The organism is Acidithiobacillus ferriphilus (genome assembly GCF_028215975.1).
Classification (GTDB): Bacteria; Pseudomonadota; Gammaproteobacteria; order Acidithiobacillales; family Acidithiobacillaceae; genus Acidithiobacillus; species Acidithiobacillus ferriphilus.
The window spans coordinates 312,450-334,114 of the sequence record NZ_CP116458.1 but is presented as its reverse complement, the minus strand read 5'-3'; the positions used below and the strand labels follow the sequence as shown (position 1 = coordinate 334,114).

21 protein-coding genes are annotated in these 21,665 nt (G+C 54.6%); 2 read left to right on the top strand and 19 right to left on the bottom strand.

What is annotated here, in order from left to right:
• Positions 1 to 14 precede the first annotated feature (14 nt).
• The 16 genes from PJU76_RS01600 to PJU76_RS01525 form a co-directional block, all read right to left on the bottom strand.
• Entirely contained in the window at positions 15 to 1,247 is a 1,233-nt protein-coding gene (locus tag PJU76_RS01600) for a hypothetical protein (RefSeq protein WP_271780203.1), read from the bottom strand.
• A 24-nt stretch (positions 1,248 to 1,271) separates the two neighbouring features.
• Complete coding sequence (rplS, locus tag PJU76_RS01595; RefSeq protein ID WP_064219946.1) at positions 1,272 to 1,616, bottom strand: 50S ribosomal protein L19; 345 nt, start codon at positions 1,614 to 1,616, stop codon at positions 1,272 to 1,274.
• Between the two features lie 21 nt (positions 1,617 to 1,637).
• Complete coding sequence (trmD, locus tag PJU76_RS01590) at positions 1,638 to 2,381, bottom strand: tRNA (guanosine(37)-N1)-methyltransferase TrmD (protein ID WP_271781023.1); 744 nt, start codon at positions 2,379 to 2,381, stop codon at positions 1,638 to 1,640.
• A complete protein-coding gene (gene rimM, locus PJU76_RS01585) occupies positions 2,381 to 2,896 on the bottom strand; it encodes a ribosome maturation factor RimM (RefSeq protein WP_271780202.1) in 516 nt (171 codons plus the stop codon). The genes trmD and rimM overlap by 1 nt, the downstream gene beginning before the upstream one ends.
• Positions 2,880 to 3,140, bottom strand: coding sequence for a 30S ribosomal protein S16 (gene rpsP / locus PJU76_RS01580; RefSeq protein WP_271780201.1), 261 nt, complete (start codon positions 3,138 to 3,140; stop codon positions 2,880 to 2,882). The genes rimM and rpsP overlap by 17 nt, the downstream gene beginning before the upstream one ends.
• Before the next feature lie 70 nt (positions 3,141 to 3,210).
• Positions 3,211 to 4,587, bottom strand: a complete 1,377-nt coding sequence (ffh, locus tag PJU76_RS01575; RefSeq protein WP_271780200.1) for a signal recognition particle protein — start codon at positions 4,585 to 4,587, stop codon at positions 3,211 to 3,213.
• Positions 4,588 to 4,837: 250 nt separating this feature from the next.
• The gene (locus tag PJU76_RS01570) at positions 4,838 to 5,671 is read right to left on the bottom strand and encodes a hypothetical protein (RefSeq protein WP_271780199.1); all 834 of its coding nucleotides are present in this window, start codon (positions 5,669 to 5,671) and stop codon (positions 4,838 to 4,840) included.
• An 18-nt stretch (positions 5,672 to 5,689) separates the two neighbouring features.
• Positions 5,690 to 5,848 (bottom strand): Sua5/YciO/YrdC/YwlC family protein, encoded by a 159-nt coding sequence (locus tag PJU76_RS01565; RefSeq protein ID WP_271780198.1) that lies wholly within the window; start codon positions 5,846 to 5,848, stop codon positions 5,690 to 5,692.
• Positions 5,849 to 5,890: 42 nt separating this feature from the next.
• Positions 5,891 to 6,964: a hypothetical protein gene (locus tag PJU76_RS01560; RefSeq protein ID WP_271780197.1), complete on the bottom strand. Its 1,074-nt coding sequence runs from the start codon at positions 6,962 to 6,964 to the stop codon at positions 5,891 to 5,893.
• Between the two features lie 41 nt (positions 6,965 to 7,005).
• Positions 7,006 to 9,417: a YbcC family protein gene (locus PJU76_RS01555; RefSeq protein ID WP_271780196.1), complete on the bottom strand. Its 2,412-nt coding sequence runs from the start codon at positions 9,415 to 9,417 to the stop codon at positions 7,006 to 7,008.
• A complete protein-coding gene (locus PJU76_RS01550) occupies positions 9,414 to 10,952 on the bottom strand; it encodes a proton-conducting transporter transmembrane domain-containing protein (protein WP_271780195.1) in 1,539 nt (512 codons plus the stop codon). Before PJU76_RS01550 ends, PJU76_RS01555 begins: the two co-directional genes overlap by 4 nt.
• Positions 10,953 to 11,263: 311 nt before the next feature.
• Complete coding sequence (locus PJU76_RS01545; protein WP_271780194.1) at positions 11,264 to 12,262, bottom strand: LysR family transcriptional regulator; 999 nt, start codon at positions 12,260 to 12,262, stop codon at positions 11,264 to 11,266.
• 186 nt (positions 12,263 to 12,448) lie between these two features.
• Positions 12,449 to 12,829, bottom strand: a complete 381-nt coding sequence (locus PJU76_RS01540; RefSeq protein ID WP_271780193.1) for a type II toxin-antitoxin system VapC family toxin — start codon at positions 12,827 to 12,829, stop codon at positions 12,449 to 12,451.
• A 2-nt stretch (positions 12,830 to 12,831) separates the two neighbouring features.
• Positions 12,832 to 13,080 carry a type II toxin-antitoxin system Phd/YefM family antitoxin gene (locus tag PJU76_RS01535; RefSeq protein ID WP_219615933.1) on the bottom strand — a complete coding sequence of 83 codons (249 nt, stop codon included), beginning with the start codon at positions 13,078 to 13,080 and terminating at the stop codon, positions 12,832 to 12,834.
• Positions 13,081 to 13,140: 60 nt separating this feature from the next.
• Entirely contained in the window at positions 13,141 to 13,491 is a 351-nt protein-coding gene (locus PJU76_RS01530; RefSeq protein WP_271780192.1) for a DUF192 domain-containing protein, read from the bottom strand.
• Positions 13,488 to 14,009, bottom strand: a complete 522-nt coding sequence (locus tag PJU76_RS01525; RefSeq protein WP_271780191.1) for a type II secretion system F family protein — start codon at positions 14,007 to 14,009, stop codon at positions 13,488 to 13,490. Before PJU76_RS01525 ends, PJU76_RS01530 begins: the two co-directional genes overlap by 4 nt.
• A 529-nt stretch (positions 14,010 to 14,538) precedes the next feature.
• Between PJU76_RS01525 and PJU76_RS01520 the strand changes: the two genes are divergently transcribed.
• Positions 14,539 to 14,724, top strand: a complete 186-nt coding sequence (locus PJU76_RS01520; RefSeq protein ID WP_271780190.1) for a hypothetical protein — start codon at positions 14,539 to 14,541, stop codon at positions 14,722 to 14,724.
• A gap of 162 nt (positions 14,725 to 14,886) precedes the next feature.
• Positions 14,887 to 16,173, top strand: a complete 1,287-nt coding sequence (locus PJU76_RS01515; RefSeq protein WP_271780189.1) for a HEPN/Toprim-associated domain-containing protein — start codon at positions 14,887 to 14,889, stop codon at positions 16,171 to 16,173.
• 340 nt (positions 16,174 to 16,513) lie between these two features.
• Here PJU76_RS01515 and PJU76_RS01510 read toward each other — a convergent pair whose 3' ends face one another.
• The 3 genes from PJU76_RS01510 to PJU76_RS01500 are packed head-to-tail and all read right to left on the bottom strand — an operon-like array spanning position 16,514 to position 21,653.
• On the bottom strand, positions 16,514 to 19,582 hold the full coding sequence (locus PJU76_RS01510; RefSeq protein ID WP_271780188.1) for a type I restriction endonuclease subunit R: 3,069 nt from the start codon (positions 19,580 to 19,582) through the stop codon (positions 16,514 to 16,516).
• Positions 19,579 to 20,322 (bottom strand): hypothetical protein, encoded by a 744-nt coding sequence (locus PJU76_RS01505; RefSeq protein WP_271780187.1) that lies wholly within the window; start codon positions 20,320 to 20,322, stop codon positions 19,579 to 19,581. The genes PJU76_RS01510 and PJU76_RS01505 overlap by 4 nt, the downstream gene beginning before the upstream one ends.
• Entirely contained in the window at positions 20,319 to 21,653 is a 1,335-nt protein-coding gene (locus PJU76_RS01500) for a restriction endonuclease subunit S (RefSeq protein WP_271780186.1), read from the bottom strand. Before PJU76_RS01500 ends, PJU76_RS01505 begins: the two co-directional genes overlap by 4 nt.
• Positions 21,654 to 21,665: the final 12 nt, after the last annotated feature.

Here is a 21,665-nt window from a genome sequence, read left to right as displayed (position 1 = left end):
AGGACACACGCCATTCAATCCAGATACAGACGCGTCACTACCAGGGGGTGAATCCATGCCAATGGGCCTCCCGTCAAGGACCCGGCGCGTTGCGCAGTGCGCCACAAGGACCAGAAACCCGCTGGGCAACCTTGTGCCACACCACGTTCTGCCACCTGCAACCACCACTGCGGGCCGGCATCGGCAGCGGCGGCATACAATGCACTCTGCCAACTCCATGGCGCAGGTACTGGTTCCGTGGCTGCCCGTTCACGATAAGCGGCCAGCGTGCTGAAATCCGGCCAATCTTCCTGGCGTTGCCATCCGGCAAAGCCAAAAGTAGTCGCTGCGACGCTGAACAATACTTTCCGCGCCTGCCGCAAACTGCGGTGCGGTAAGGCCAGCAAAGTGCCGAGCCAGACATAGAGACGGATCAGTGGCAGAGGGTCCGTGCCGCCACCACCCTCAATGATCATCAGGGTAACAGTCAGGAAAAGCTGGCGTATGGCGTCCAGGGGCTGGTCGCCGAGAGCGCGGATACGCCCCATGAAGGCGGGTAAATCGCGTTCTCGCAGAGCGTGGAGCAGGGGCTTGTCCGTGGCCTGCTCGCGGCTGGCACGCCCTTCAGGAACCACTACCGCCACCCCGGCAGGCAGTTGCCAGTGACTCTGCAAAAGCGCCATCGCCCCCAGTGAGAAAGGCCGCGCGGGGAGATTGGCGGCGGCATCATGCCACTGTCCATAGAGAATGGTGCGCAGGCCTTGGGCATGATTGTCATCGGCCAGGCGCTGGGCCAGCCGGGTAAGGACGATTCGCCGGGCATTTTCGTCCTCCGCCATACCGAACAGCAACGGCGCCAACGTCTCCAGATCACCGTCTTCAATAGCCTTGGCGAAGGTGTCCGCCTCCATGTCCAAGGGCATGGGGTTGGCGGCCTCAGACCTCAGCGCTGCGGGCAGCACGGCTGCTGGTTTCACCAGCGATGCCTCCTGCACCTGTAAGGTGGTCGCCAACAGTGCAGGGGGCAAAGACTCCGCATCAGCGAGGAGCGCCAGGGTGTCCGCCACAATCTGCAGGGCCTGCGCATCTGCGGCGGCGGCCCACCAGTGCGGCAACAAACTCTGCTGCCAGGCAGCGCGCAAGACCAAGCGCTGAGCGGAATCGGCCCAGAGGATTTCCCGCTCAGGTACAGAAGCAGAACGCCAGTGTTCGAGGATCTCCCGCGAACCCGGCGTCAGCACCCCCTCATCCAACCCGAACCCAGCCATGGCCGGGTGTCGCGTCAGACTGCATCAGCCCAACTTTTCCTTGATGCGTGCGGCCTTACCAGAAAGATCACGCAGGTAGTAGAGTTTGGCGCGGCGCACATCACCACGACGCTTCACTTCCACTTTGGTCACCAGCGGCGAATAGGAGGGAAACACGCGCTCCACCCCTTCACCGTTGGAGATTTTGCGGATCGTGAAAGCAGAGTGCAGGCCACGATTACGGCGTGCAATGCAAATACCCTCAAAAATCTGGATACGCTCGCGGTCGCCTTCCTTCACCCTTACGTGAACGGCTACCGTATCGCCCGCACCAAAAGGCGGCAGTACCGACTTCATTTGTTCCTGATTAATTTCGTCAATGATGTTCATACCCAACTCCTTAGCCTAGTATTACTGCGTTTCTCCGTCCTGACGGCGATACTCTTCCAATAATTCTTTTTCATCCGCCTGCAAACCTCTTTGCTCCAGCAAATCCGGGCGCCGCTCGGCGGTACGGCCTAGCGACTGTTGCAAACGCCAGCGGCGGATACGCCCATGGTCTCCGGATAGCAGCACCTCCGGAACACTTGCCCCCGCCACCACTTCGGGCCGGGTATAATGCGGGCAGTCCAACAAACCAGATGCGGCAAAACTGTCCTCCGCCGCCGAATCCGCATGACCCAGCAGACCCGGCAATTGCCGCGCCACCGCCTCCATCAGCACCAGCGCCGGCAACTCACCGCCCGCCAGCACGTAGTCGCCGATGGACCATTCCGCATCCACCGCCGCCAGCACCCGCTCGTCAACGCCTTCATAACGGCCTGCCAGTAAAATCAAGCCCGGCAACGCCGCGAAATCCTGCACCGCCTGCTGCTGCAAGCGCCGCCCCTGGGGCGACAAGTAAATCACCGGCACCCCCGGATTGGCCTGCCGCGCTGCCGCAATAGCCGCCAGCAAAGGCGGCGCCATCATCAGCATGCCCGGCCCGCCGCCGAAAGGGCGGTCATCCACCCGCCGGTAGGTGCTGTCACTGAAATCCCGCGGGTTCCAGGTTTGCACATCAATCAGCCCACGGGTCAACGCGCGTCCGACAATGCCCTCCTGCAAATAACCGTGGATCAGCCCTGGGAAAATGGTGATGACGTCGAAACGCATCACCAGTCGGCTTGCCAATCCACAACAATCCGCCCGACGGACAGATCCACACCCGCAGAGGTTTCGGTCGACCACGGAATGAGCAGCTCACCGCCCTTACCGTCGTCGACCACCATCACGTCATTCGCCCCGGTTTCCAGGAAAGCGGACACGGTGCCCAGAGCGACACCCTCTCGGTTCAGTACCCGCAACCCGATCAGCGTGCTCCAGTAAAATTCACCAGCTCCCGGATCAGGCAATTCAGCCCTGAGCACCGCGATCTCCTGCCCGATAAGGGCACGCGCCTGCTCACGGTCATCCACCTGCTCAAGCTTGGCCACCACACCCTCGCCCTGCATACGCCCGTCTTCCAGCACCCAAGGGCGCCGGGCCGGGCCGAGATACCAAGGCGAGTAGTCGAGGATGGCGTCGCGCTCTTCGGTAAAAGAAAAAACCTTTACCATACCGCGCACACCATAGATGCCGGAGACCCGCCCCAGCACCACCCACTCCCCGGCGTCAGACGCCGGCAACACCCGTCTTGCTCACGCCTTCTTTCTTCAGAAAGCCGGCGACGGTGTCGGACGGCTGGGCACCCTGGCTCAACCAGTAAGCGGCGCGTTCTTTGTTGATCCGCAGCTCGGCTACTGCGCCAATGGGATTGTAAAAGCCCAGGCGCTCAATAAAACGACCATCCCGACGGCTACGGCTGTCGGTCACCACAATGTGATAAAAAGGCCGCTTCTTGGCGCCGCCCCGGGCCATACGAATGACTACCATGTGTTCTCCTTAGCCATGATCCTCTCCCTCTGTGCGGGAGAAAGGCGCGTATCGTAACTAAAAACAAGCTCTAACGGAAGGGTAATCCGCCCTTCAACATCGATTTTGGATTCATCCCCAGCAAACGGCTGAGCCCCCGGCCCCCCTTACCCATTTTTTTGAACATTTTTTGCATCATTTCGAACTGCTTGAGCAGGCGATTGACCTCGGTGACGGTCGTGCCGGAACCCGCCGCGATCCGCCGCCGCCGCGAAGCCTTGATGATGTCCGGATGACGTCGTTCGCCGGGCGTCATGGAGTTAATCATGGCCTCCAGACGGCGCATCGACTTGCCATCCTGCATGGCGCTCTGCGCCTCGGCGGGCAACTCACCCATGCCGGGCAGCTTATCCATGATACTGGCCATACCACCCATGCGCTCAAGCTGGCGCAGCTGCTCGCGGAAATCTTCCAGATCGAAGCCCTTGCCGCTGCGCAGCTTGTCGGTCATTTTCCGGGCCTGATCTTGGTCCACGTCCTGCTGGACCTGCTCCACCAGGCTGACAATGTCGCCCATGCCCAGAATGCGCGAGGCCATACGATCCGGATAGAAAGGTTCCAGGCCCTTGCGAATCTTCTCACCGATCCCGATGAACTTGATGGGCTTGCCGGTAATGGCCCGCACCGACAGGGCCGCGCCACCGCGGGCGTCACCATCCGCCTTGGTGAGGATCACGCCGGTCAGCGGCAGGGCGTCGTTAAAGGCCTTGGCGGTATTCACCGCATCCTGACCGGTCATGGCATCGACCACGAAAAGCAGTTCCACCGGTTTGACCGCCGCGGTCAGGGCCTGCGCCTCGGCCATCATTTCGCTGTCCACGTGCAGACGCCCCGCCGTGTCGACGATGAGCACGTCGTAGACGCCGCGCTGCGCCGCTTCCACCGCATCCTGGGCGATGCGCACCGGCTGCTGATCGGGGCTGGAAGGGAACACATCCACCGCAATGTCTTTACCGAGATGCGCCAACTGCTCCATGGCGGCAGGACGATAGACGTCGGTACTGACCATCAGCACACGCTTCTTTTCCTTGTCCTTGAGCCACAGGGCGAGTTTGGCGCTGGTGGTGGTCTTACCTGAGCCCTGCAAGCCGGCGAGCAGGATCACCGCCGGGGGACGCGCGCTGAGATCGAGGCGATCATTGTGCGCGCCCATCAACTTCACCAGTTCGTCATGGACGATCTTGACGAAGACCTGCCCCGGCGTGAGGCTCTTGATCACGGCTTCGCCCATGGCCTCTTCGCGGACGTTATTAATGAAGTCCTTGACCACCGGCAGGGCTACGTCGGCCTCCAGCAGCGCCAGCCGCACATCGCGCAGGGCGTCGCGGATATTATCCTCGCTCAGCCGTCCCTGGCCGCGCAAATTCTTGAAGGTCTGGGTCAGTTTCTGGGTCAGATTGTCAAACATGGGTCCCCCTCGTGTAGGGTGGATTTTGGACTGTATAAGGCGGTCGCGCAATGCGTGACATCACGCCTCCTGCCGCACCGGCAGAGGATTGAGCTGATGCCTTTGATGGCATCAGCCGGGCATGAAGTGCTCCATCGGCACCCTGAAACGGAGGTTGTGGGACGGTTCCAGTCGAACTCTACCGCACATTAGAGTCACTTGATCCTGGCTCTCCAGATCAGAAAGGCAGTGTAAGCGAACGCTCGGGCTCTCAACCCGGTTGGTCCGAAAGAACATTCGAAACCGCTTTTATCTCGTCAAACCTTGTGGCCAAATCAATAATCCACTCGCTATTTGCTGTTACTGTAACTTTCCCGAGAATATCTTCTCTGTGAGATACTATCCCGGAAGATAAATCCTCAGAGATAGCAAAGCTTGCATAAGGCAGAATATTTTCTATGGATTCTTTAAAGATGTAATAAACGTGAATTCCGGCTCGCGCCTGTTCCTCAATTATTTCTGCAAGCCCGCCAAGTTCATTTTCCGTACTTAAAACAAAGATTCTTTCAATTATTACCCCCTTGCGAGCCTGGCGAAAGTTTAGCTCTGAATGCTCAGATCCATGTTTCCCCGTTTTCCAATAGAACCTCTTTGTCAAATTACTCACCACTTTGAATGTCTGACCAGGTTCTAACGAGCCCAGAAGGACCATTGATGCCAGATATATATCATGAAATATATAGTCGGAACCACGTTCTGCACATTTTAGCATCTTATGAATATTATCAAATTCCAAGAGGGCGATTCTAGTGGATACCACCGAGTGTTGTTTCTTCAGCCTGTTATAGATACTCAGAGTTTCATTTACCGATGCCTGCTCAGCAGGAGAAAGCTCCAAAGATGGAAATGAAAGCTTAATTCTTTTTTCTAGATTATCAATCACAATGATTATTTCTGCAAGAAATGTGGCCAACGCGAAGGCGAGCATAACGACCAACGTTATTGAAAATCTTAAATGGTACCGACTTCCAGCCCACAAGGTTAGAAGAATGAAAATCAGCCCAAAAAAAGCGATAATCAATCTCAATAGCAATGCTCTGGACATAAATATTACCCTCTTGTTTTAATTTATCAAGCCAGAATATAGTCGATGGCGAAGCAACTCCAAAGCAACAGGGTGATTAGGTACTCGCAGACCAACGGTATCTTGCCCGCCCGTAATAACCGTAGATACGTGATTAGCACGTCTTAAGATCTGGCAAGTGGACTGGGCCAGAAACACTCCGCAATGTCGGCAGATGTTTTTATCCTTGCCAGTAAATAGTTAGCCGAAGCAATCGGCTTTCAAAAAATCATCATACGGAATATAGTAGGATCCATCTGATGAAAAGCTGGTTCCAACCATCCCATTGAAGATATTCAGGGAACAGGAGCGCAGGTAGATGGGATTATCGCTTCTACGCAATGCTTCCATTCGTTCTAGGACCAAGCGGATATCTCTCGGCTGAATTATGGCCTGCTCTGGATACGAGCGGTTTGGATAGGCAAGACAGCTGTCAGGATCCAGCAGGTCGGTAACTCCAATAATTCGATAGCGATAAGGGTCATCCATCTGCCACACTACCGTTTGGCTGCTCGAAAAGTGGATTTTGAAATGATACACACCTCGAAAGGTGATCAGTTCTTCCAAGACGCTAATGACTGTATAAATCTCCCGGTCTAAGCGGCTGATTTGCCGTACTTGGTCCCTTTGGTTTGTCGGCGAGAAGTGCCATGATCTGCGCTTGTCTTCATACAATCCTTCAATAGGGGGTAAATCCCGCAGGGCGAAATCTGCACCGAGGAAGCCGATGTGGATTCCTTGAGGATCCCGCAGGAAGCATATGGCTGTCATGGATGGACGAAGCGCGTTTTGACTGATATAAGCTTCGCAAAGCAGGAAATCAACGGCCTGAGTGTGATCTCCTAAATAGGGCCATTGTTGATAACATGTCTCCCGGTTTCTGTCCAGAAAGTTGGCCACGGATAACGCTTCCCGCATATACGGTCGGTCTGATCGGTCTCGTCCAAAATGTTCCACAATCAGTCCTTCACGACTCATGCTGGAGCTGAACTGCACACCGTTACGATCCATAATATACAAGTATTTTGCATAGGGAACTGAGGGAAAGACCTCCATCAGGAGAGCATCCAAGGAGGATCGATATCCCAGAGGTTGTTCACTTGCGTGTGTTGTCTGGCTGGTTAGTGCCGCTATCCTTTGCATGGGCGCGTACAGCAGTTGCATGAGTCGTTCCCTTTGGCGGGTGACTACACTGGAAAGATGATCCTTGGTACTCAGTTTGCCGGAAGCGATCTGTTCGATTTCTGACCGGACTTCTTCGTTGATTGTGTCCATGATGTATTCTCTCCATATGAGAAAAGCAGTCGGGGTCTCCACTACATCTTTACCCAGTTTCCTGCGGCCCGCCGTTCAAAAAGACTGCCGTCGGGGGCGATTTGGATGACTGTTAGCCAGCGGTTGTTCACTAACTGGCCAAGGGCTCCGTTACCATCAATGATGCGATCCATGGCTTCTATGGGTGCTTCAATAAAGGCAGATAATCGCAGAGGCTCGTGTTGTAACCCGCTGTTACTATCCCGTAGGGACTGCTCCGACAGCCCAATGCGCAGGTCACCCCCGTTACCCTCCAGGACACCAATGGTTCCGCCAACCACGTTGTGCAATACCTTGTTACCACAACCTTGCCGTTGGTTATCGACAATGGAGCCGTAGTACTGCATGTTGATCCAGTTGGCCACCACTAGAGGCGCGGTCATGATCAGGGTTAAAACCGCAAAGTCCGGATCCTTCTCTACATCGTAGTCGTGGAGGAACGCTCGGCCGGCAAGATTCATCTCGCGGGTACGCCAACGAGGCGCGGCAATAAAAGCAGCGTTCCCCGCCAAAGCCCATTCTGGACGCACCTGAGACCAATCTCGTCCGCGATAGGCCATGTTTCGAGCCACTGTCTCCGGATCCCGTAGATCGGGCTCCAGACGCAACATCCTTTCCAAGCGGGTGAGATTGGCCGCCTTTTCCAAAGCTTCTCGCAACTCGGCGAGGAGTCCAGCATCCAAGCGGGGATCATCCATCCCACCCAGGATTTCGACCCGATCAGTTGTCGTGTCGTGGAGTGCGGGCAGGAAGCAACAGCGTGGATCCAGATCCCAGCCTTTGTCTACCAGAGCCTTACGCACCTGTGGATCATTGAGGAGGCCGGCGGCCGCCTTTGCATTCACCTCTCCGGTCTGCCCGGCGCATGCGCCACAGTCCAGTCCTGCCCGGTGCGGGTTATTGGTGTTGGAACTTCCGTGGCCGGCCAGGAGAACGATGGGAGCCACACCGCGGTTCAGACCCAAACCGGTGAGAATGAATTCCGCCATGGCCACACGTTCCTGCAGGGTTAGGGATTCCGGCAGGACACACTGTAACGTGGCCCGTTCCGCTGCCGAAAGCCCTGCTTCGTCGGGAGGAATGGAAGGTCGGTGCCATCCCATGGTGTCCGCCAAAAGGCGGCCCACATACGACAGACCAGCCGTTTCGACAAAAGAAAAACAAGAAGCCGCCGAAAGCTTGAAATGCTTCCACTCCGCCCCCCTTCGTAGCCGCCGGAATCGTCGCTCGATGATGGCCTTGGCCCCCTGTTCCATCACATGTACCCCGGGATTGAGAAGAACCGGCGTTTGGGTTCTTGGGGCATAATCCCCCTGTCGGCGATAATCCAACAGCACACCAAAAAATCCCGCGAAGCCGATGGTATCAAGGGTTGGCATAACGCCTTCCAGGTGGCGACGGAACACCTCGGAACGAACGTCAATACAAAAAGCAGCCTGTACCAAAGGGGCTGTTGAATTCTTTTTCTTTGCCGGTTGGCGGCGGATGCTGGTCGCTACTTGTCGACGGTAGGCGATTTCAGAGGCGCGCAGGAGCACCTCTCCACGTCGGGCGTCCTCCATATCCGCACTTTTATCATCGATGATCCAAGCCTGGATTTGGCGATGCCAGCGTTCCAACACCTTCGACTGAGCCGTTTGCCGTAAGAGCGCCTCCCAAACCATGCGGATCGTCAAAAGATCAAGCAGATCCTCATCACTACCTCCCTGTAACTCTGCCTGCCACAGCAGATACCTGCACCAGCTGGCCCAGCCACCGATGGATTTGAGAAGCACTAAGAGATAGGCCTCCTCCGCAGGCTGGGGGATCCCTACCGTTCGTAACGCCCACTGCCTGGCCTCTGCACCATTGGAAGACAATGCGAGAAGTTGTGACCGCACGGGCCTGAGGCCCATAGGGCCAAGACTTCGGTCAGCGAGGGTGTATTGACGCCAAGATCCAAAGAGGCCGATCTTGGGATCCTTGGGAATAGACCACAACGACTGCCCCCGATCATAATACGCCGCAAGAAAGTGGCTGATCTGCTCCACCACGTATTGGGAAACTGAGGCGTGGCCACGGAGATCCATCAGCTCCGGCAAACGCGGCAAACGCATGGGTAACTCAGAAGATTCACGGAGATACTCTCTCCAGCCCTCCTCATCGATATACAGACCAAGATCCTCCGTCGCTTGAAGGATGTCGACCATGTTGAGCTTGCCATTTTGGAGAAGATCAGCGTACCAGCGCCGATCCATGATAACCCGCTCTCCGACCGTCCCCTGCAGTTGCGCAGCCACCTCGGAGAAGGACCGGTCCGCGAAGCCCCAGTAGGGATTGACAGCCACAAAGCTGTCCAGCGGCCATACCGGCGCAATCCGGTGAATCACCCGATCAAAAAGTTGCTGTGCGTTTTCTGCGGCTACTGTACTCATTGGACACCTCCGGAATGACCTATAACATCTTGATTACGAGCAATAGATTGAAGCGATTCCACAGCGAGATTTTTGCGTGGCAACTCCACACCCACTCTTTCTGACCAAAACCGATGCGAGAATTGTTCAACCCAAACATCTGCATATAGCCCATTGTATAGATGCGTAAAAAGGACCAGTTGGAGTTTTTGGGGCAGCAGTGCTCGGCCCGGACCCTGCAGCCAACTCAAGATCAGAAAACTCACTGCCGCCAGTCCCACGAGCCACAGATACAGGGTGCTGACGGACACCATGGATCTGGTCATATCTGACGTAAAACCCCAGACGAATAGCGTGTGCAGAATCAGGTAGGTGAATCCCATGCTTGCAGCCACCAGCAGTGCTACAAAGCGATCAGGCAGTGCAGCAAACTGAAAGCCTTTCACCAAAATTTGCGACACTGCCACGGCCACGATCACCACCAAGGCGATCCAGGTAGGATCTCGTAGTGGATTTTCCGCAAAAGCCCAGGCTCCGCCCCCAGAGATAACTAGCCCAAAGATGATCGCCGCCAACCACGAGGTCATAGAGGGAATCTTCTTTCCTCCAGGCGGTACCTGCCGCAGTTGGTCCGTGACGCTACCTGAAGAAAGGAATGCGTGGGCCTTGTACAAGGAGTGCCCAATTAAGTGCAACAAAGCCAAGGGGAAAAGACCGAGCCCCAACTCCAGTGACATGAAGCCCAGCTGGGCTGTGGTCGACCATGCCAACATGGATTTGACCGCCGTTTGCGTGGTCATAACCAACGAGGCGATAACGACGGTTGCCAGGCCAACCAGTCCCAAGAAAAGCAGCGCATCCGGGACTCGGACCAAAAGGGGGCTGGTACGCAGGGCAATAATTGCGCCACTGTAAACGACCCCGGCGTGCATCAGAGCCGAGACAGGCGTGGGTGCTTCCATGACTTGTATCAACCAGCCCTGAAAAGGAAAGTGGGCACTTTTCAAAATGACCGCACCAACAATCAACCAAGCGGCCAGTTGCAAGACTGAGGGCATATTCCCAGCTTGCTCAGCGAAGTGCCGAATAGCGCTGAACTGAAGGCTCCCGACCTGTTGACCGATCAGCACGGTGGCCGCCACCAAAAAAAAGTCCGCCGTACGGCTAAAGATAGACTTCTTGTGGGCCGCCATAATGGCTTTGGGCCGTTCGCTATAGAACTTGAGGAGCTTGTGCAGGCTAAAGCCTGTGGCAATAATCCCGAGCGTGAATAACCCGATGTTCCCCGAAACCACCACCAATAGGAAAAAGCCCCCGGTGAACGCCAACAGGCGAAAAAAACGGGCCTGATGGGGATCACCATCCAGGTACTCCACACTGTATTGGGCAATCATGAGAATGACAAAGGAAACAAGTGTGGCCAATACCAACGTCAACCCGTTGACTGCAATGGAAAAAGGGAAATCAAAAGACAAGCCTGGAAGGGGCAGCGTTGCGATTTCAAGACCGCCTTGTACGCCCATAAAAAAGCTGATATCGCCAGCCAGGGCCGCCAACAGCGCCCCAATCGCTGCCCAGCGAACACGGTAACGGGTACCCAAGGCTGAATGGCGGGTCGCCCGCACGGCGGGCAACGCCGCTACGAGGAGCCCTGCCGGCATCAACGCCAGAAATGTGCCCGTAAGCCACGGTATAGAAATTATGGTATTCATTGCTGCCTCCTCGGATGAAAGGACCGGGAAGGACTGTAACGCCGCGATAGGATTTATTCAAATTGCATTTATAAATCATACCTATTTATTATTATAAATGCCATGCTTGACCAGAAGGTGATCAGCCCCACTTGGGGGGTTCGTGTGCGGTGGTATCAGAGGTATTTGGCCAAGTCTGGCCACAACTTCACGAGCCGGTCTGTAATAAACTGCTCTTGCGATGCGGAGAACTCCACAAACTTTTGAGCGGTCAGCGACAAAAATCTGCCGCGAGGATAGACCAGATACCATTTTCGCAGAATAGGAAAATCTTCCACTTCAAGGATTTCTATAGGTCCTTTGGTTCCCTCCAACGCAAGAGAATGAATGGAAAGGATGGATATCCCCAAACCACTGGCCACTGCATGTTTAATCGCCTCGTTGCTACTCAGCTCCATGGCTACATTGGGTTTTAGGCCTTTTTCAGCAAAAAGGCGCAAGTAAGCGTGGCGAGTCCCGGAACCAGGCTCCCGAATGAGAAAAGGAGTTTCCGCGACAGCATGAAGTGGCACGGGCTTTTCCGCCATCGTAAGGGGGTGGCCACGGGGTGCCATGACTGTGAGTGGATTCCACGCAAAGGGAATGGCCTCCACATCCACTTCACCCGTAGGCACTTGGCCCATGACGTAGAGATCATCTTCAGTATTCTTGATGCGTTGGATGATCTCATCTCGATTGCTGACCTTCATACTGAACTCAATGCCTGGAAACTTTTCCCCAAAGGCGGCGAGCAACTCTGGGGCAATATATTTGGCCGTAGTGACAACGCCTAGCCGCAGCTTACCCCGTCGGATTCCTTTTCGATCTGCGATCTGTGTTTCAAGATTCTCAAAAATGCGGAATAAGTCACGACAAGCAGCATAAAGATCCTGCCCACCATCAGTTGGCCGAATTTCTTTCCCGATCTGTTCAAATAATGGAAGGCCTACAGCCTCTACCAATTTCTTCATTTGGAGAGAAATAGTGGGTTGAGCCAGAAATAATTCATCTGCAGCTTTGGTGAAACTTTTATGACGACTAACTGCCATAAATATCTGCAATTGTCGAAAAGTAACATGGTGTAAGAGCGAATGAAGTGATCTTGGTAGACCTTCTCGAGATTGACTGTTCTGCATAACGGGATCGGTGCTCCGTTGTGAGCCATGGCAGGTATGGCTCCAGCGTATCAGACAGCTGGCCTCTGTGGAATCTTCATATGCGAATGCGAATGACCGATTTTAGCCTGACCCGGCCAGTCGGGATGAAACCCTATCGCTTGTTAACACTTGTGGTCTGCCCGATGCCCACACCTGCAGCTCTGGTTAAACTTTAATGATTGTATCGCTGTAAAGTGCCACCAGCGGGTCGTGGGTCATTAACCGCATCGGTTCCACGAGCGCTTGTGCCACAAGAATGCGGTCAAATGGGTTTTGATGGTGCGCGGGCAGATCTTCCACGGCAACCGCGTGCTCTGCCTCGACAGGAAGAAAGCGATAACCCGACTCCTGAAAATAGCGCACCGCGTCTTGGCTTGATACGGGCATATCGCCTCGCCCCAATGCATGCTTGATCGCAATTTCCCAGACGTTCGCCGCGCTGACCCAAACGGTCGTTCTGGGCGACTGAATCATGTCACGCGCCTTCTGGGGCAAATTCGGACTGTCCGTGATGGCCCACAGGGCAACATGCGTATCCAGCAGCAAGTTCAGGACTGCACCTCGCCCATGAATAAGCGCGCCACGGCATCGTTATGCGCATCGATACTGTCGGGCACAACGAACCGGCCTTTCGCCACGCCAATCCGCTTTCCAGACAGGACCGTATCTATCGGCACCAACTTGGCGGCGGGACGGCCATTCCTGGCGATCACGATCTCGCGCTCCTGTCCTTGCTCGATGGCTTCCACCAGGCGGGACAGAGAGGACTTGGCTTGTAACATATTGACAGACTGCATCGTATTCTCCATAAAGTGGAGTTAGTCTAGTCTGGCTAATTAAAATGGTCAAGACCGTGATTATGCTGTCCGCCACCTCAAACGCTGTCCGGGAACCACCCCGTGACGCGCAACACCGCCTGCCGCCACCTCCAGCGTCATGTAGGCACCCCGGCAGGATTTCATGCGCCATGCGCTGAGCTCTGGGTGACAAGCCAATATCCTCAGCTCGGCATCCAGGAAAATGACATCGATGGGGAAACGCATGCCCACGGTGTGTACACTTCCACAGGCAGTCAACAACAACCCCTGCTGATCAGAAAACCCGGTCTTGCCCAGCAAGCCCTGCAAACGGTCGAGAAAACTGCCCGCCATCTGCACCTCAGACCAGAGCACCTGACCATCACGGCAAATCATCCCTGCCGGTTTCAAAAACCGACTTCCTGAAGAAATTTCATATAGATGACAAAAGCCAGCATCAAAAAAGTAATGGGGAAAATGAAGACGACCAGTGGGGCCAGTAACTTGACTGGTGCCTCCAACGCCAGCTTTTCGGCGCGCAGGAAACGCTCCTCACGTCGTTGTTCCGCTTGCGCCCGCAATACCGGTCCCAGATCACCACCCCGCGCTTCCGATTGAATCAGGGCACTGACCAGGCTCCGCACTTCCGGCAACGGAACCCGCTCCCCAAAGCGTCGGAAAATATCGATCTTCGGCGTCCCCGCGCGCAAATCGCGGATCATAATGCCAAACTCATTGCGCAGCGGTCCCAGCGGCCCCTTGTCCACCGCCACCTGCAAGGCGCCCGTCAAATTCAGCCCGCCTTCAATCATCAGGGTGATAAAGTCGAGATAAACGGGTAGCTCCTTGAGAATCAGCCGTCCCCGCCGCTTCGCCTGCTCCACAAGCCAAAGATCGGGATAAAAACCACCCACCAGCGTGGCCAGCAAGCTCAGCCAGAGATTAAAAAGCCCAGATGCCCTATAGAATAAAAGGTTATATGCAAAAAGTGGTTGACCCGGCCTCATGAGACGGCAATGGAGAAATGCCTGTGTATGCAAGGACTGGTTGGCAAGCCGCGCCCTGCCGCTATGCCGTTTTGGGCAAAATCGGGTGGAGAACGGTATGGCAGAGAGAGTTTGGATTTTCCGAGCGACTGCTTGAGGAATGCGAACTCTCGACCTGTTACCGACATTCGCCCTGCGGCTACGAGCGACAGCAACGCAGCGAGAGCGGTCCTTCACAGGCGGCATGGGAAGAGCTACTATCGGCCAAGAGCGGGCTCTTTGATGTTCAGCTTGGCTGTCTGCTTCCTCTCTGAGAACGGACATTAGGTTTGTCGGTCTAAGGGTGTAGGACGCTCTCTTGTGTCTACAGCATTGGTGGCGATTCACGTCTCTATATTGAAAGAATTTCCGGACCCGTCGGTCTCTATAGTTACTGTTAGGCATAAACGCACAAATCAAAGGAACATGAATTATGAAAATTACACTCACAAAAGAAGATATTGATTTAATTGGAAAAGATTTGATCACTCATCGTTGGAAAATTGAAGATACCGAAGGTCAAAACAATGAATTTGATCATTGTGCATCGTTAGCCGACCGTCTAGCTTATAACCATAATGGGGGAGTACTTACATTAAATTCGCCAAATGAAGAATAATCACAAGTATTATGGAAGGTCATGTGGTACGCCTAACACAGCGCTCAAAATGGACGCAAGTTACGCTGCGCTCCAATTGCGCCATTTAGCTCGGCGTTAGGCATCACTAACCATATGAACCATGGGCTGAAAAATTCAAATTTTGGCTGGAGCGCTTACTAAATGGGAACTTCCATAGAGCTCTGCATTGGTAACGTGTCCCTATCGTATTCCAAAAACCACATGGGGATAGATTACGGATTCTTGTTTCAGGAAGGTGATCTATTTGGCCGCAATATGGACCCAATAGCTTATGGTTCTTACGAAGAACATCCTGAAGAAATGGGGGAGCTTGACGAAGCCGAGGAACTTTTTGCTAGAACACTTTCTCGCATCTTGCCTCGTCTTGAGATACTCGGCTTCACACTTGAAGCCGCACGCGCCGAATATCAAGCGGTAGTCGCGGAAGCGGTAGAGCTGGATAGCTATAGCGAGCTAGAAGAGAAGAAATACGAGTATCTCTCGTTTGAAGAATTCTGCAATCTAGTCTGCCGCTATCCGCTAAGCGATCTGAAGAGCGGTTATATCGAGTACGAAACGCCAGACCGAGACATGCTATCACAGGGACGGTTTGCCGCCGATATCGACGAATTTGATCGGATTCCATGGACCGACAACTCTGATTCTTATTGGTCCGAAACCAGCTTCCTCTCCGCGAGAGTTTGCATTCTGAGCGCGGAGTCGATGCTTCGAGTCTTTGCCCTGAATGCAGCCAATGCTGAAGTGGAGGTCACATGGGCCTTTGGCTCTATTGTCTATGCCGGGTGGGTTCAACGTGAGGCGTTCCTGCCAGGTGCGCGGCAAAAGCAAAAGGTTCTGATCGCAACCGAGGGAGTATCCGACGCACGCATCATTCGACGGTCGCTCGATATCCTACGCCCGGACGTGGCCGATTTTTTCAATTTCGTGGATGTCAATGAACGCCATCATTTCTGGGGAACCGGCAATCTCGTCAAATTCGCAGAAGGGCTTTTGCGAATTGACGTTCTCAATCAGGTCTTATTCGTTTTCGACAACGACGCGGAGGGCGTTGACGCTTATCGAAAGCTCGAAAAACTGACACTACCTGGCAATATGCGTGCGATGCTCTTACCCGATCTTGAAGACTTTAGAGAATTCGCGACCCTCGGCCCAGAGGGCGTTAGCGTTTCTGATATCAATGGACGAGCCGCCGCGATTGAATGCTATCTCGACCTTCGTTTGGATCAATATCCGCCCCCCCAAGTCACATGGAGCAACTTCAAAAAGGACATCGGCGCATGGCATGGGGTGTTGGATTACAAAGATTCCTATTCAAAGCATTTCTATGATCAGTCCGACGATCTGCTGCGAAACGGTAGCTACGATGTCTCTAAGCTCTTGAAACTAAATGATGCGCTGATCAAGCAGGCTGGGTTGTTAACTCCGTGATTTGATGGCAACCCTACTTTTCTCCCCGGCCCGTCCCAAGTCCTAATCTCCGAACAAGGCGATCAACGTGGACCCTTGGCCACGCCGCACCTTCGCTACCGCTCAGACCCGCCGCCGTCAAACGCCGGTTATCGCAACGTTGAACGGCTGCTGTCGGGGCTGGAGCAGACATGGTGTCACCGATACCTGACTGGCCGCTATGGGTCGGATGGTGTCATTTGCTTTCCGTTGGTGAATGTCTGCAATCAGCCTAATCCGGTCATTGGTCGGATGCTAAAGTCCATGGCCAGCAGAAACGGGCAGGAATTATGACGACACTTATTGAGCGACTCGTTCTCAATCAAGACACCAACCCCTCAGCCTGTTCAATAACCATATTCACCGCCCCTTCCTGCATGTCGGGCGGATAACCATGTTTCCGTAAAACCCGCTTCACCATCCTTCGCAGATGCGCCCGCGCCTGTTCCCGGATGGACCAGTCGATGCGGGTGTTCTGGCGCACGGTGTCGGCCACTTCCTTGGCGATCATTTTCAGGGCATCGTCGCCCATGGCCTGCACGGCGGAATCGTTGGTCGCCAGGGCATCGTAGAAGGCGACTTCATCCTTGCTAAGCCCTAGTTGGGCATGGCGTTCATCCATGGCCCGCAATGCCTTCGCCAGTTCGATGAGTTCCTGCATCACCTCGACGGTATCCACCGACCGGTTATGGTACTTGCGCAGGGCTTCTTCCAGCCGTTCCGAGAAGGCTTTGCTCTGGATCAGGTTGCCCTTGCCTTCCTTGCGGACCTTGTCCTGCAACAAACGGCGCAACATTTCCAGGGCCAAATTCTTTTCGGGCATGGCCTCGATCTGGTGGATGAATTCATCGGGCAACAGGGATATTTCGCTTTTGGGTAGCCCCGCCACGGCATAGAGGTCCACCACGCCTTCCGGGGCGATGGACTGGTCGATCAACTGGCGAATGGCGTATTCCTGCTCTTCCACCAGGGATTCCGCGTCGCTGGTCTTGTCCAGGGTAGCGCGGACACTCAGGAAAAAGACGATTTCCGAGCGGCAGCGCTCTACCACGTCATCGCCCGCCGCCAACGTAGCGGCCTTTCTGAGCCCCGATGTGGCATTGCGGAAACGGCGTTTGAGGCCGTCTTCCGTGAGTTCCTGGGACAGAATGAATTCGGTGCCATTGCGCAGGGTGGCCACCTTTTCCGACCCGTCGCCGGTCAGATAATCCTGATAGTCACAGCCGTGGAAAATACTGCGGCAGATGTCCAGCTTTTCCAGCAGCACCTGGATGGCGGCCTGCACGGTTTCCGCCGGATTCCCCTTGCCGCCGGAACGGGTGTAGGTGGCGATGGCGTTTTTCAGGTCCTGGGCGATGCCAATGTAGTCCACCACCAGCCCACCGGACTTGTTGGTGAATACCCGGTTGACGCGGGCGATGGCCTGCATGAGCGTGTGCCCGCGCATGGGCTTGTCCACATAGAGGGTGTTGAGGGCCGGGGCGTCGAAGCCGGTCAGCCACATGTCCCGCACGATGACGATTTCCAGAGGATCATCCGGGTCTTTGAGGCGGTCGGCTATGGCTTCATTGCCCGCCTTGCTGCGGATGTGCGGCTTCCATTCCAGCGGATCACTGGCCGAACCGGTCATCACCACCTTGATGCGGCCTCGGGTGTCGTCGTCGCTGTGCCAGTCGGGATAGATACGGACGATGGCATCATAGAGTTCCACGGCGATGCGGCGGCTCATGGCAACGATCATGGCCTTGCCGGACAGGATATTTTTGCGCTTTTCCCAATGGTCCAGCAGATCGGCGGCAATCTGTTCGACCCGCTTGGGGGCGCCCACCAGGGCTTCCAGTTGCGCCCAGCGGGTTTTGAGGCGTTCCTTGTTTTCCTGCTCGTCGTCTTCGGTGATTGCCTCAAAGGTGCTGTCGATGACGGGTCGCTGGTCTTCCGGCAGGTTGAGGCGCACCAAGCGGCTTTCGTAATAAATCGGGACGGTGGCACCATCTTCCACGGCCCGCTGGATGTCGTAGATGTCGATGTAATCACCGAACACCACGCGGGTGTCCCGGTCGTCCAGTTCCAGCGGGGTGCCGGTGAAGGCCACGAAGGTGGCGTTGGGCAATGCCGCCCGCAGGTTGGCGGCGTAACCATCCAGAATCTCGTACTGGCTGCGCTGGGCCTCGTCCACCATGACGATGATGTTCTTTCGGTCGGACAATACCGGGTGCTTGCCCTGGGGTTCGTTGCGGTCTTTCTGGAATTTCTGGATGGTGCTGAAGATCACCCCACCGGACGCCCTTTGCAGCAGTTCCCGAAGATCACTGACGCTGTCGGCCTGTTGCGGGTCTTGCCGTAAAAGCTGGCTGCCCGCCGCAAAGGTGTCGAACAACTGGGTGTCCAGGTTCGTGCGGTCGGTGAGCATGACGATGGTGGGGTTTTCCAGAGCCGGATGCTGGATGAGCATGCCCGCGAAAAAGAGCATGGTGAGGCTCTTGCCGGACCCCTGGGTATGCCAGACCACACCACCCCGGCGGTCGCCGCCGATGCCTGCCGCCGCGAGCGTGGTCAGCAGGGCCTTCTGGGCGGCGTGGAACTGATGATAGGCGGCCACCTTTTTGCTGAGCTTGCGGCCATCGTCTTCAAAGGCGACGAAGTGCCGCAGCAGGTCCAGAAAGCGGCGGGGTGCAAAGATGCCGTGAATCAGAAAGCGCAGAGGGTCATCCCCCCGGTCCATGAGTTCCTGCCCGTCGATGGTCTTCCAGGGCAGGAAGCGTTCGTAAGGGGCACCCAAACAGCCCATGGCGGCCTTGAGGCCATCGCTGATGACCAGCACGGCGTTGTAGGCCATGAGGTTGGGGATATCCGCCTGATAGGTCTGTAGCTGATTCCATGCCTTGTGGATGGTGGCGTTGGCGTCGGCCATGTTTTTGAGTTCAAAGAGGCCCAGGGGCATGCCATTGATAAAGACCACCAGATCGGCACGGCGGTTGATGCGGTCGTGGATGACGGTGTACTGGTTGACCACCAGAAAATCGTTCTTTTCGGGGTGTTCATCATCGAGCAGGCGGACGATGATGCCGCGTTCCTCGCCGTCCACCTGATGCGCCACCCGCACGCCTTCCACCAGCATGCGCTGGATGAGGTTATTCTGAGTCATCAAGCCGCCGTGGACGGCATCCCGCACCATGCGCAGGGCTTCGTCGCGGATGTCTTTGGGAACGGCGGGATTCAGGGCGTGAATCGCGGTGCGCAGGCGTTCCAGCAGCAGGGCGTCGGTGTAGTCGGCGCGTTCAGGATGGTCACTGTCCGGGCCGATGTCGGGGCCGTGGGCGTAGGCGTAGCCCAGTTCCTGGAACAGGGCTATGGCGTGGTGTTCGATGGTGGATTCGTTGAGGGCGGTCATCCCTTAGCCCCCGACGATATTACCTTACTTGATCCCAGGGCTTTTAATAGAGCCAGTTCTGATGCAATTTGTTCCTTTGACTTTCCAGGTGGAATATCCTCACCGCGCTCACCAATGTTGACCCATCTTTGATTCGGATCTTTTGGATGTCTGGTATAATAGACATTACCGTAGATATCGTAATACCTAATGAATATATCCCAGGTTTGGCTGGGTAAATTCTGATATTCATCTGTCTTGAAATTCTGGTGTGGGTCAAGAAAATAGCTATTGTTTCCAGTGTGAAATGCAGCAATTTCTAGTTGCCGAGAAGCACCGACAGCGAGTGGTGAAAACTCAGAAATCAGTTCTTTTCCACTATTGTTCTCAAACCGGATCAGGATGGTTGGGTTTAGCGCGATGCCCTTGCCTACATTCTTTATTTCACACGCTATAGCCAGTACGGTAACGTTACCCTGCGCCCCCGAATAGTACGCTCGCCAATGATCATGGGCGATCAGATCGAAAATATTTCTGTTTTCTCGAATTTCAGGATTGAGTTCTGCATCAAGAATAACAACTGGCCGCTGGTTATCAATATTGTTCTGCACCTCATCCGTGTGGTGTCGTTCGTTTTGCTCAATAATTTGCTGATTAAACTTCGCTAACGCCGAAGTCTTTGCAGCCATCCACGCCGTGAAAACAACAGAGACCGTCGTTGCACCTGCCAACGCTACCGTTGCCCATCCTAATAGACTCATATCGCGCCTCTGGCGATATTGTGTCGCTTTCTTTGGCTAGACATTACAGCCTCTTGATCATGTTTTAATGCCTCTGATTTTTGTGTGTTATCAGAATGATTGATACGAAACTTTCCCGAAATTAGTTCTGGTAGTAATGTATCGCGTAATTCTGACAGGAAAAGGTTTGATTTTTCCATAGATATGATATATCGATACAGCGGAAGGACTACTTTTGCAAATATATTCCTAACCATATCATCGGGATGTAACACTGGAATTGGCCTTAGCTTTGATTTGCTTATTTCTAGGAATGTAGATCCATTTGCTCTACTAATTATCTCTTCCATGTTGTTCTTGATGAGCAGCACGAGAAAAATATTGTCTTCGCAGTTGTGTGGTTTCAGTGCAACGAATCCTTGATTTATTGCTATTGGTATATCGGTGATAGCAAGATAGCCGATTGGCGCACGGGATGAGAGCAGGACAGTACCAACGGGAAGCAGGCGTGAGCTAATCTGCTGTAGTCCTGCTTCAGTAATTTTGTTTTCTGTAGCAAGCAAGACGGGCATCTTCAAGCCAGCCAGGTCCTTCGGTGTAGCCCAACTGTAAAGTCCAGAACGCCAATAATCAGGATTGCTGGTGCTCGGTGTACTTCCACCAACTATATCTGCATAATCCCCAAAAGTTCCAACGCGCCAACCCTCTGGAATTTCCCCCAATTCCGAGTCCACCAGCCTATCCGGGAACAGGTCCAGAATCTCTGGGGTGATCTTCAGCCGCTTGCAGATACTTTCCCGCGATTCCCCGGCCATCTTGGCGCGTACCGGGTCGAAGTCCACGAACCACGACTTGAATATGGCCTGCGCCATGGCTTCCAGGGTCTTCGCCGCCTTGCGGTTGTTCTCGATCTTGTGGTCCAGCGTGCCCAGGACGTGGGCGATGCGACGTTGTTCGGTAATGCCAGAAGGGATAGATATAGGGAGTGGATGAATGTGGTTTCGATTCAGGGTCGGTACGCCACTACCAACATTGAATTGCGCAAGATCGAGTGATTTCAGTAGAAAATAGCAGAATTGTGGATCATTACACTTAAAATCTTTAACCCACAGAGTAGTGTTAAGTGGCCAGAAGTCTTCTTTTATAAATTGGCCACCACCGAGGCTTCCTGATCGTCCAATAACAACACCCGGACCATTCACCATTGCATGACTGTGCGTCCCAACTAACCCCGTTGAGGCTACGATGGGATAAGGACCGACATCACGCTCGGCTTCCGGAAGGTCGAATCCCCGCTGTAAAGTGAGCACTTCCCCTAGAGTGGTTTCTCGCCAATTATCGTTTTGAGTCATGAAGTTTCTTTT

What these genes read in the sequence shown, in the direction of transcription:
- PJU76_RS01600 (WP_271780203.1), bottom strand. Translation starts at nt 1,247, where the DNA reads ATGGCTGGGTTCGGGTTGGATGAGGGGGTGCTGACGCCGGGTTCGCGG.
- rplS (WP_064219946.1), bottom strand. Translation starts at nt 1,616, where the DNA reads ATGAACATCATTGACGAAATTAATCAGGAACAAATGAAGTCGGTACTG.
- trmD (WP_271781023.1), bottom strand. Translation starts at nt 2,381, where the DNA reads ATGCGTTTCGACGTCATCACCATTTTCCCAGGGCTGATCCACGGTTAT.
- rpsP (WP_271780201.1), bottom strand. Translation starts at nt 3,140, where the DNA reads ATGGTAGTCATTCGTATGGCCCGGGGCGGCGCCAAGAAGCGGCCTTTT.
- ffh (WP_271780200.1), bottom strand. Translation starts at nt 4,587, where the DNA reads ATGTTTGACAATCTGACCCAGAAACTGACCCAGACCTTCAAGAATTTG.
- PJU76_RS01570 (WP_271780199.1), bottom strand. Translation starts at nt 5,671, where the DNA reads ATGTCCAGAGCATTGCTATTGAGATTGATTATCGCTTTTTTTGGGCTG.
- PJU76_RS01560 (WP_271780197.1), bottom strand. Translation starts at nt 6,964, where the DNA reads ATGGACACAATCAACGAAGAAGTCCGGTCAGAAATCGAACAGATCGCT.
- PJU76_RS01555 (WP_271780196.1), bottom strand. Translation starts at nt 9,417, where the DNA reads ATGAGTACAGTAGCCGCAGAAAACGCACAGCAACTTTTTGATCGGGTG.
- PJU76_RS01545 (WP_271780194.1), bottom strand. Translation starts at nt 12,262, where the DNA reads ATGCAGAACAGTCAATCTCGAGAAGGTCTACCAAGATCACTTCATTCG.
- PJU76_RS01535 (WP_219615933.1), bottom strand. Translation starts at nt 13,080, where the DNA reads ATGCAGTCTGTCAATATGTTACAAGCCAAGTCCTCTCTGTCCCGCCTG.
- PJU76_RS01520 (WP_271780190.1), top strand. Translation starts at nt 14,539, where the DNA reads ATGAAAATTACACTCACAAAAGAAGATATTGATTTAATTGGAAAAGAT.
- PJU76_RS01515 (WP_271780189.1), top strand. Translation starts at nt 14,887, where the DNA reads ATGGGAACTTCCATAGAGCTCTGCATTGGTAACGTGTCCCTATCGTAT.
- PJU76_RS01510 (WP_271780188.1), bottom strand. Translation starts at nt 19,582, where the DNA reads ATGACCGCCCTCAACGAATCCACCATCGAACACCACGCCATAGCCCTG.
- PJU76_RS01505 (WP_271780187.1), bottom strand. Translation starts at nt 20,322, where the DNA reads ATGAGTCTATTAGGATGGGCAACGGTAGCGTTGGCAGGTGCAACGACG.
- PJU76_RS01500 (WP_271780186.1), bottom strand. Translation starts at nt 21,653, where the DNA reads ATGACTCAAAACGATAATTGGCGAGAAACCACTCTAGGGGAAGTGCTC.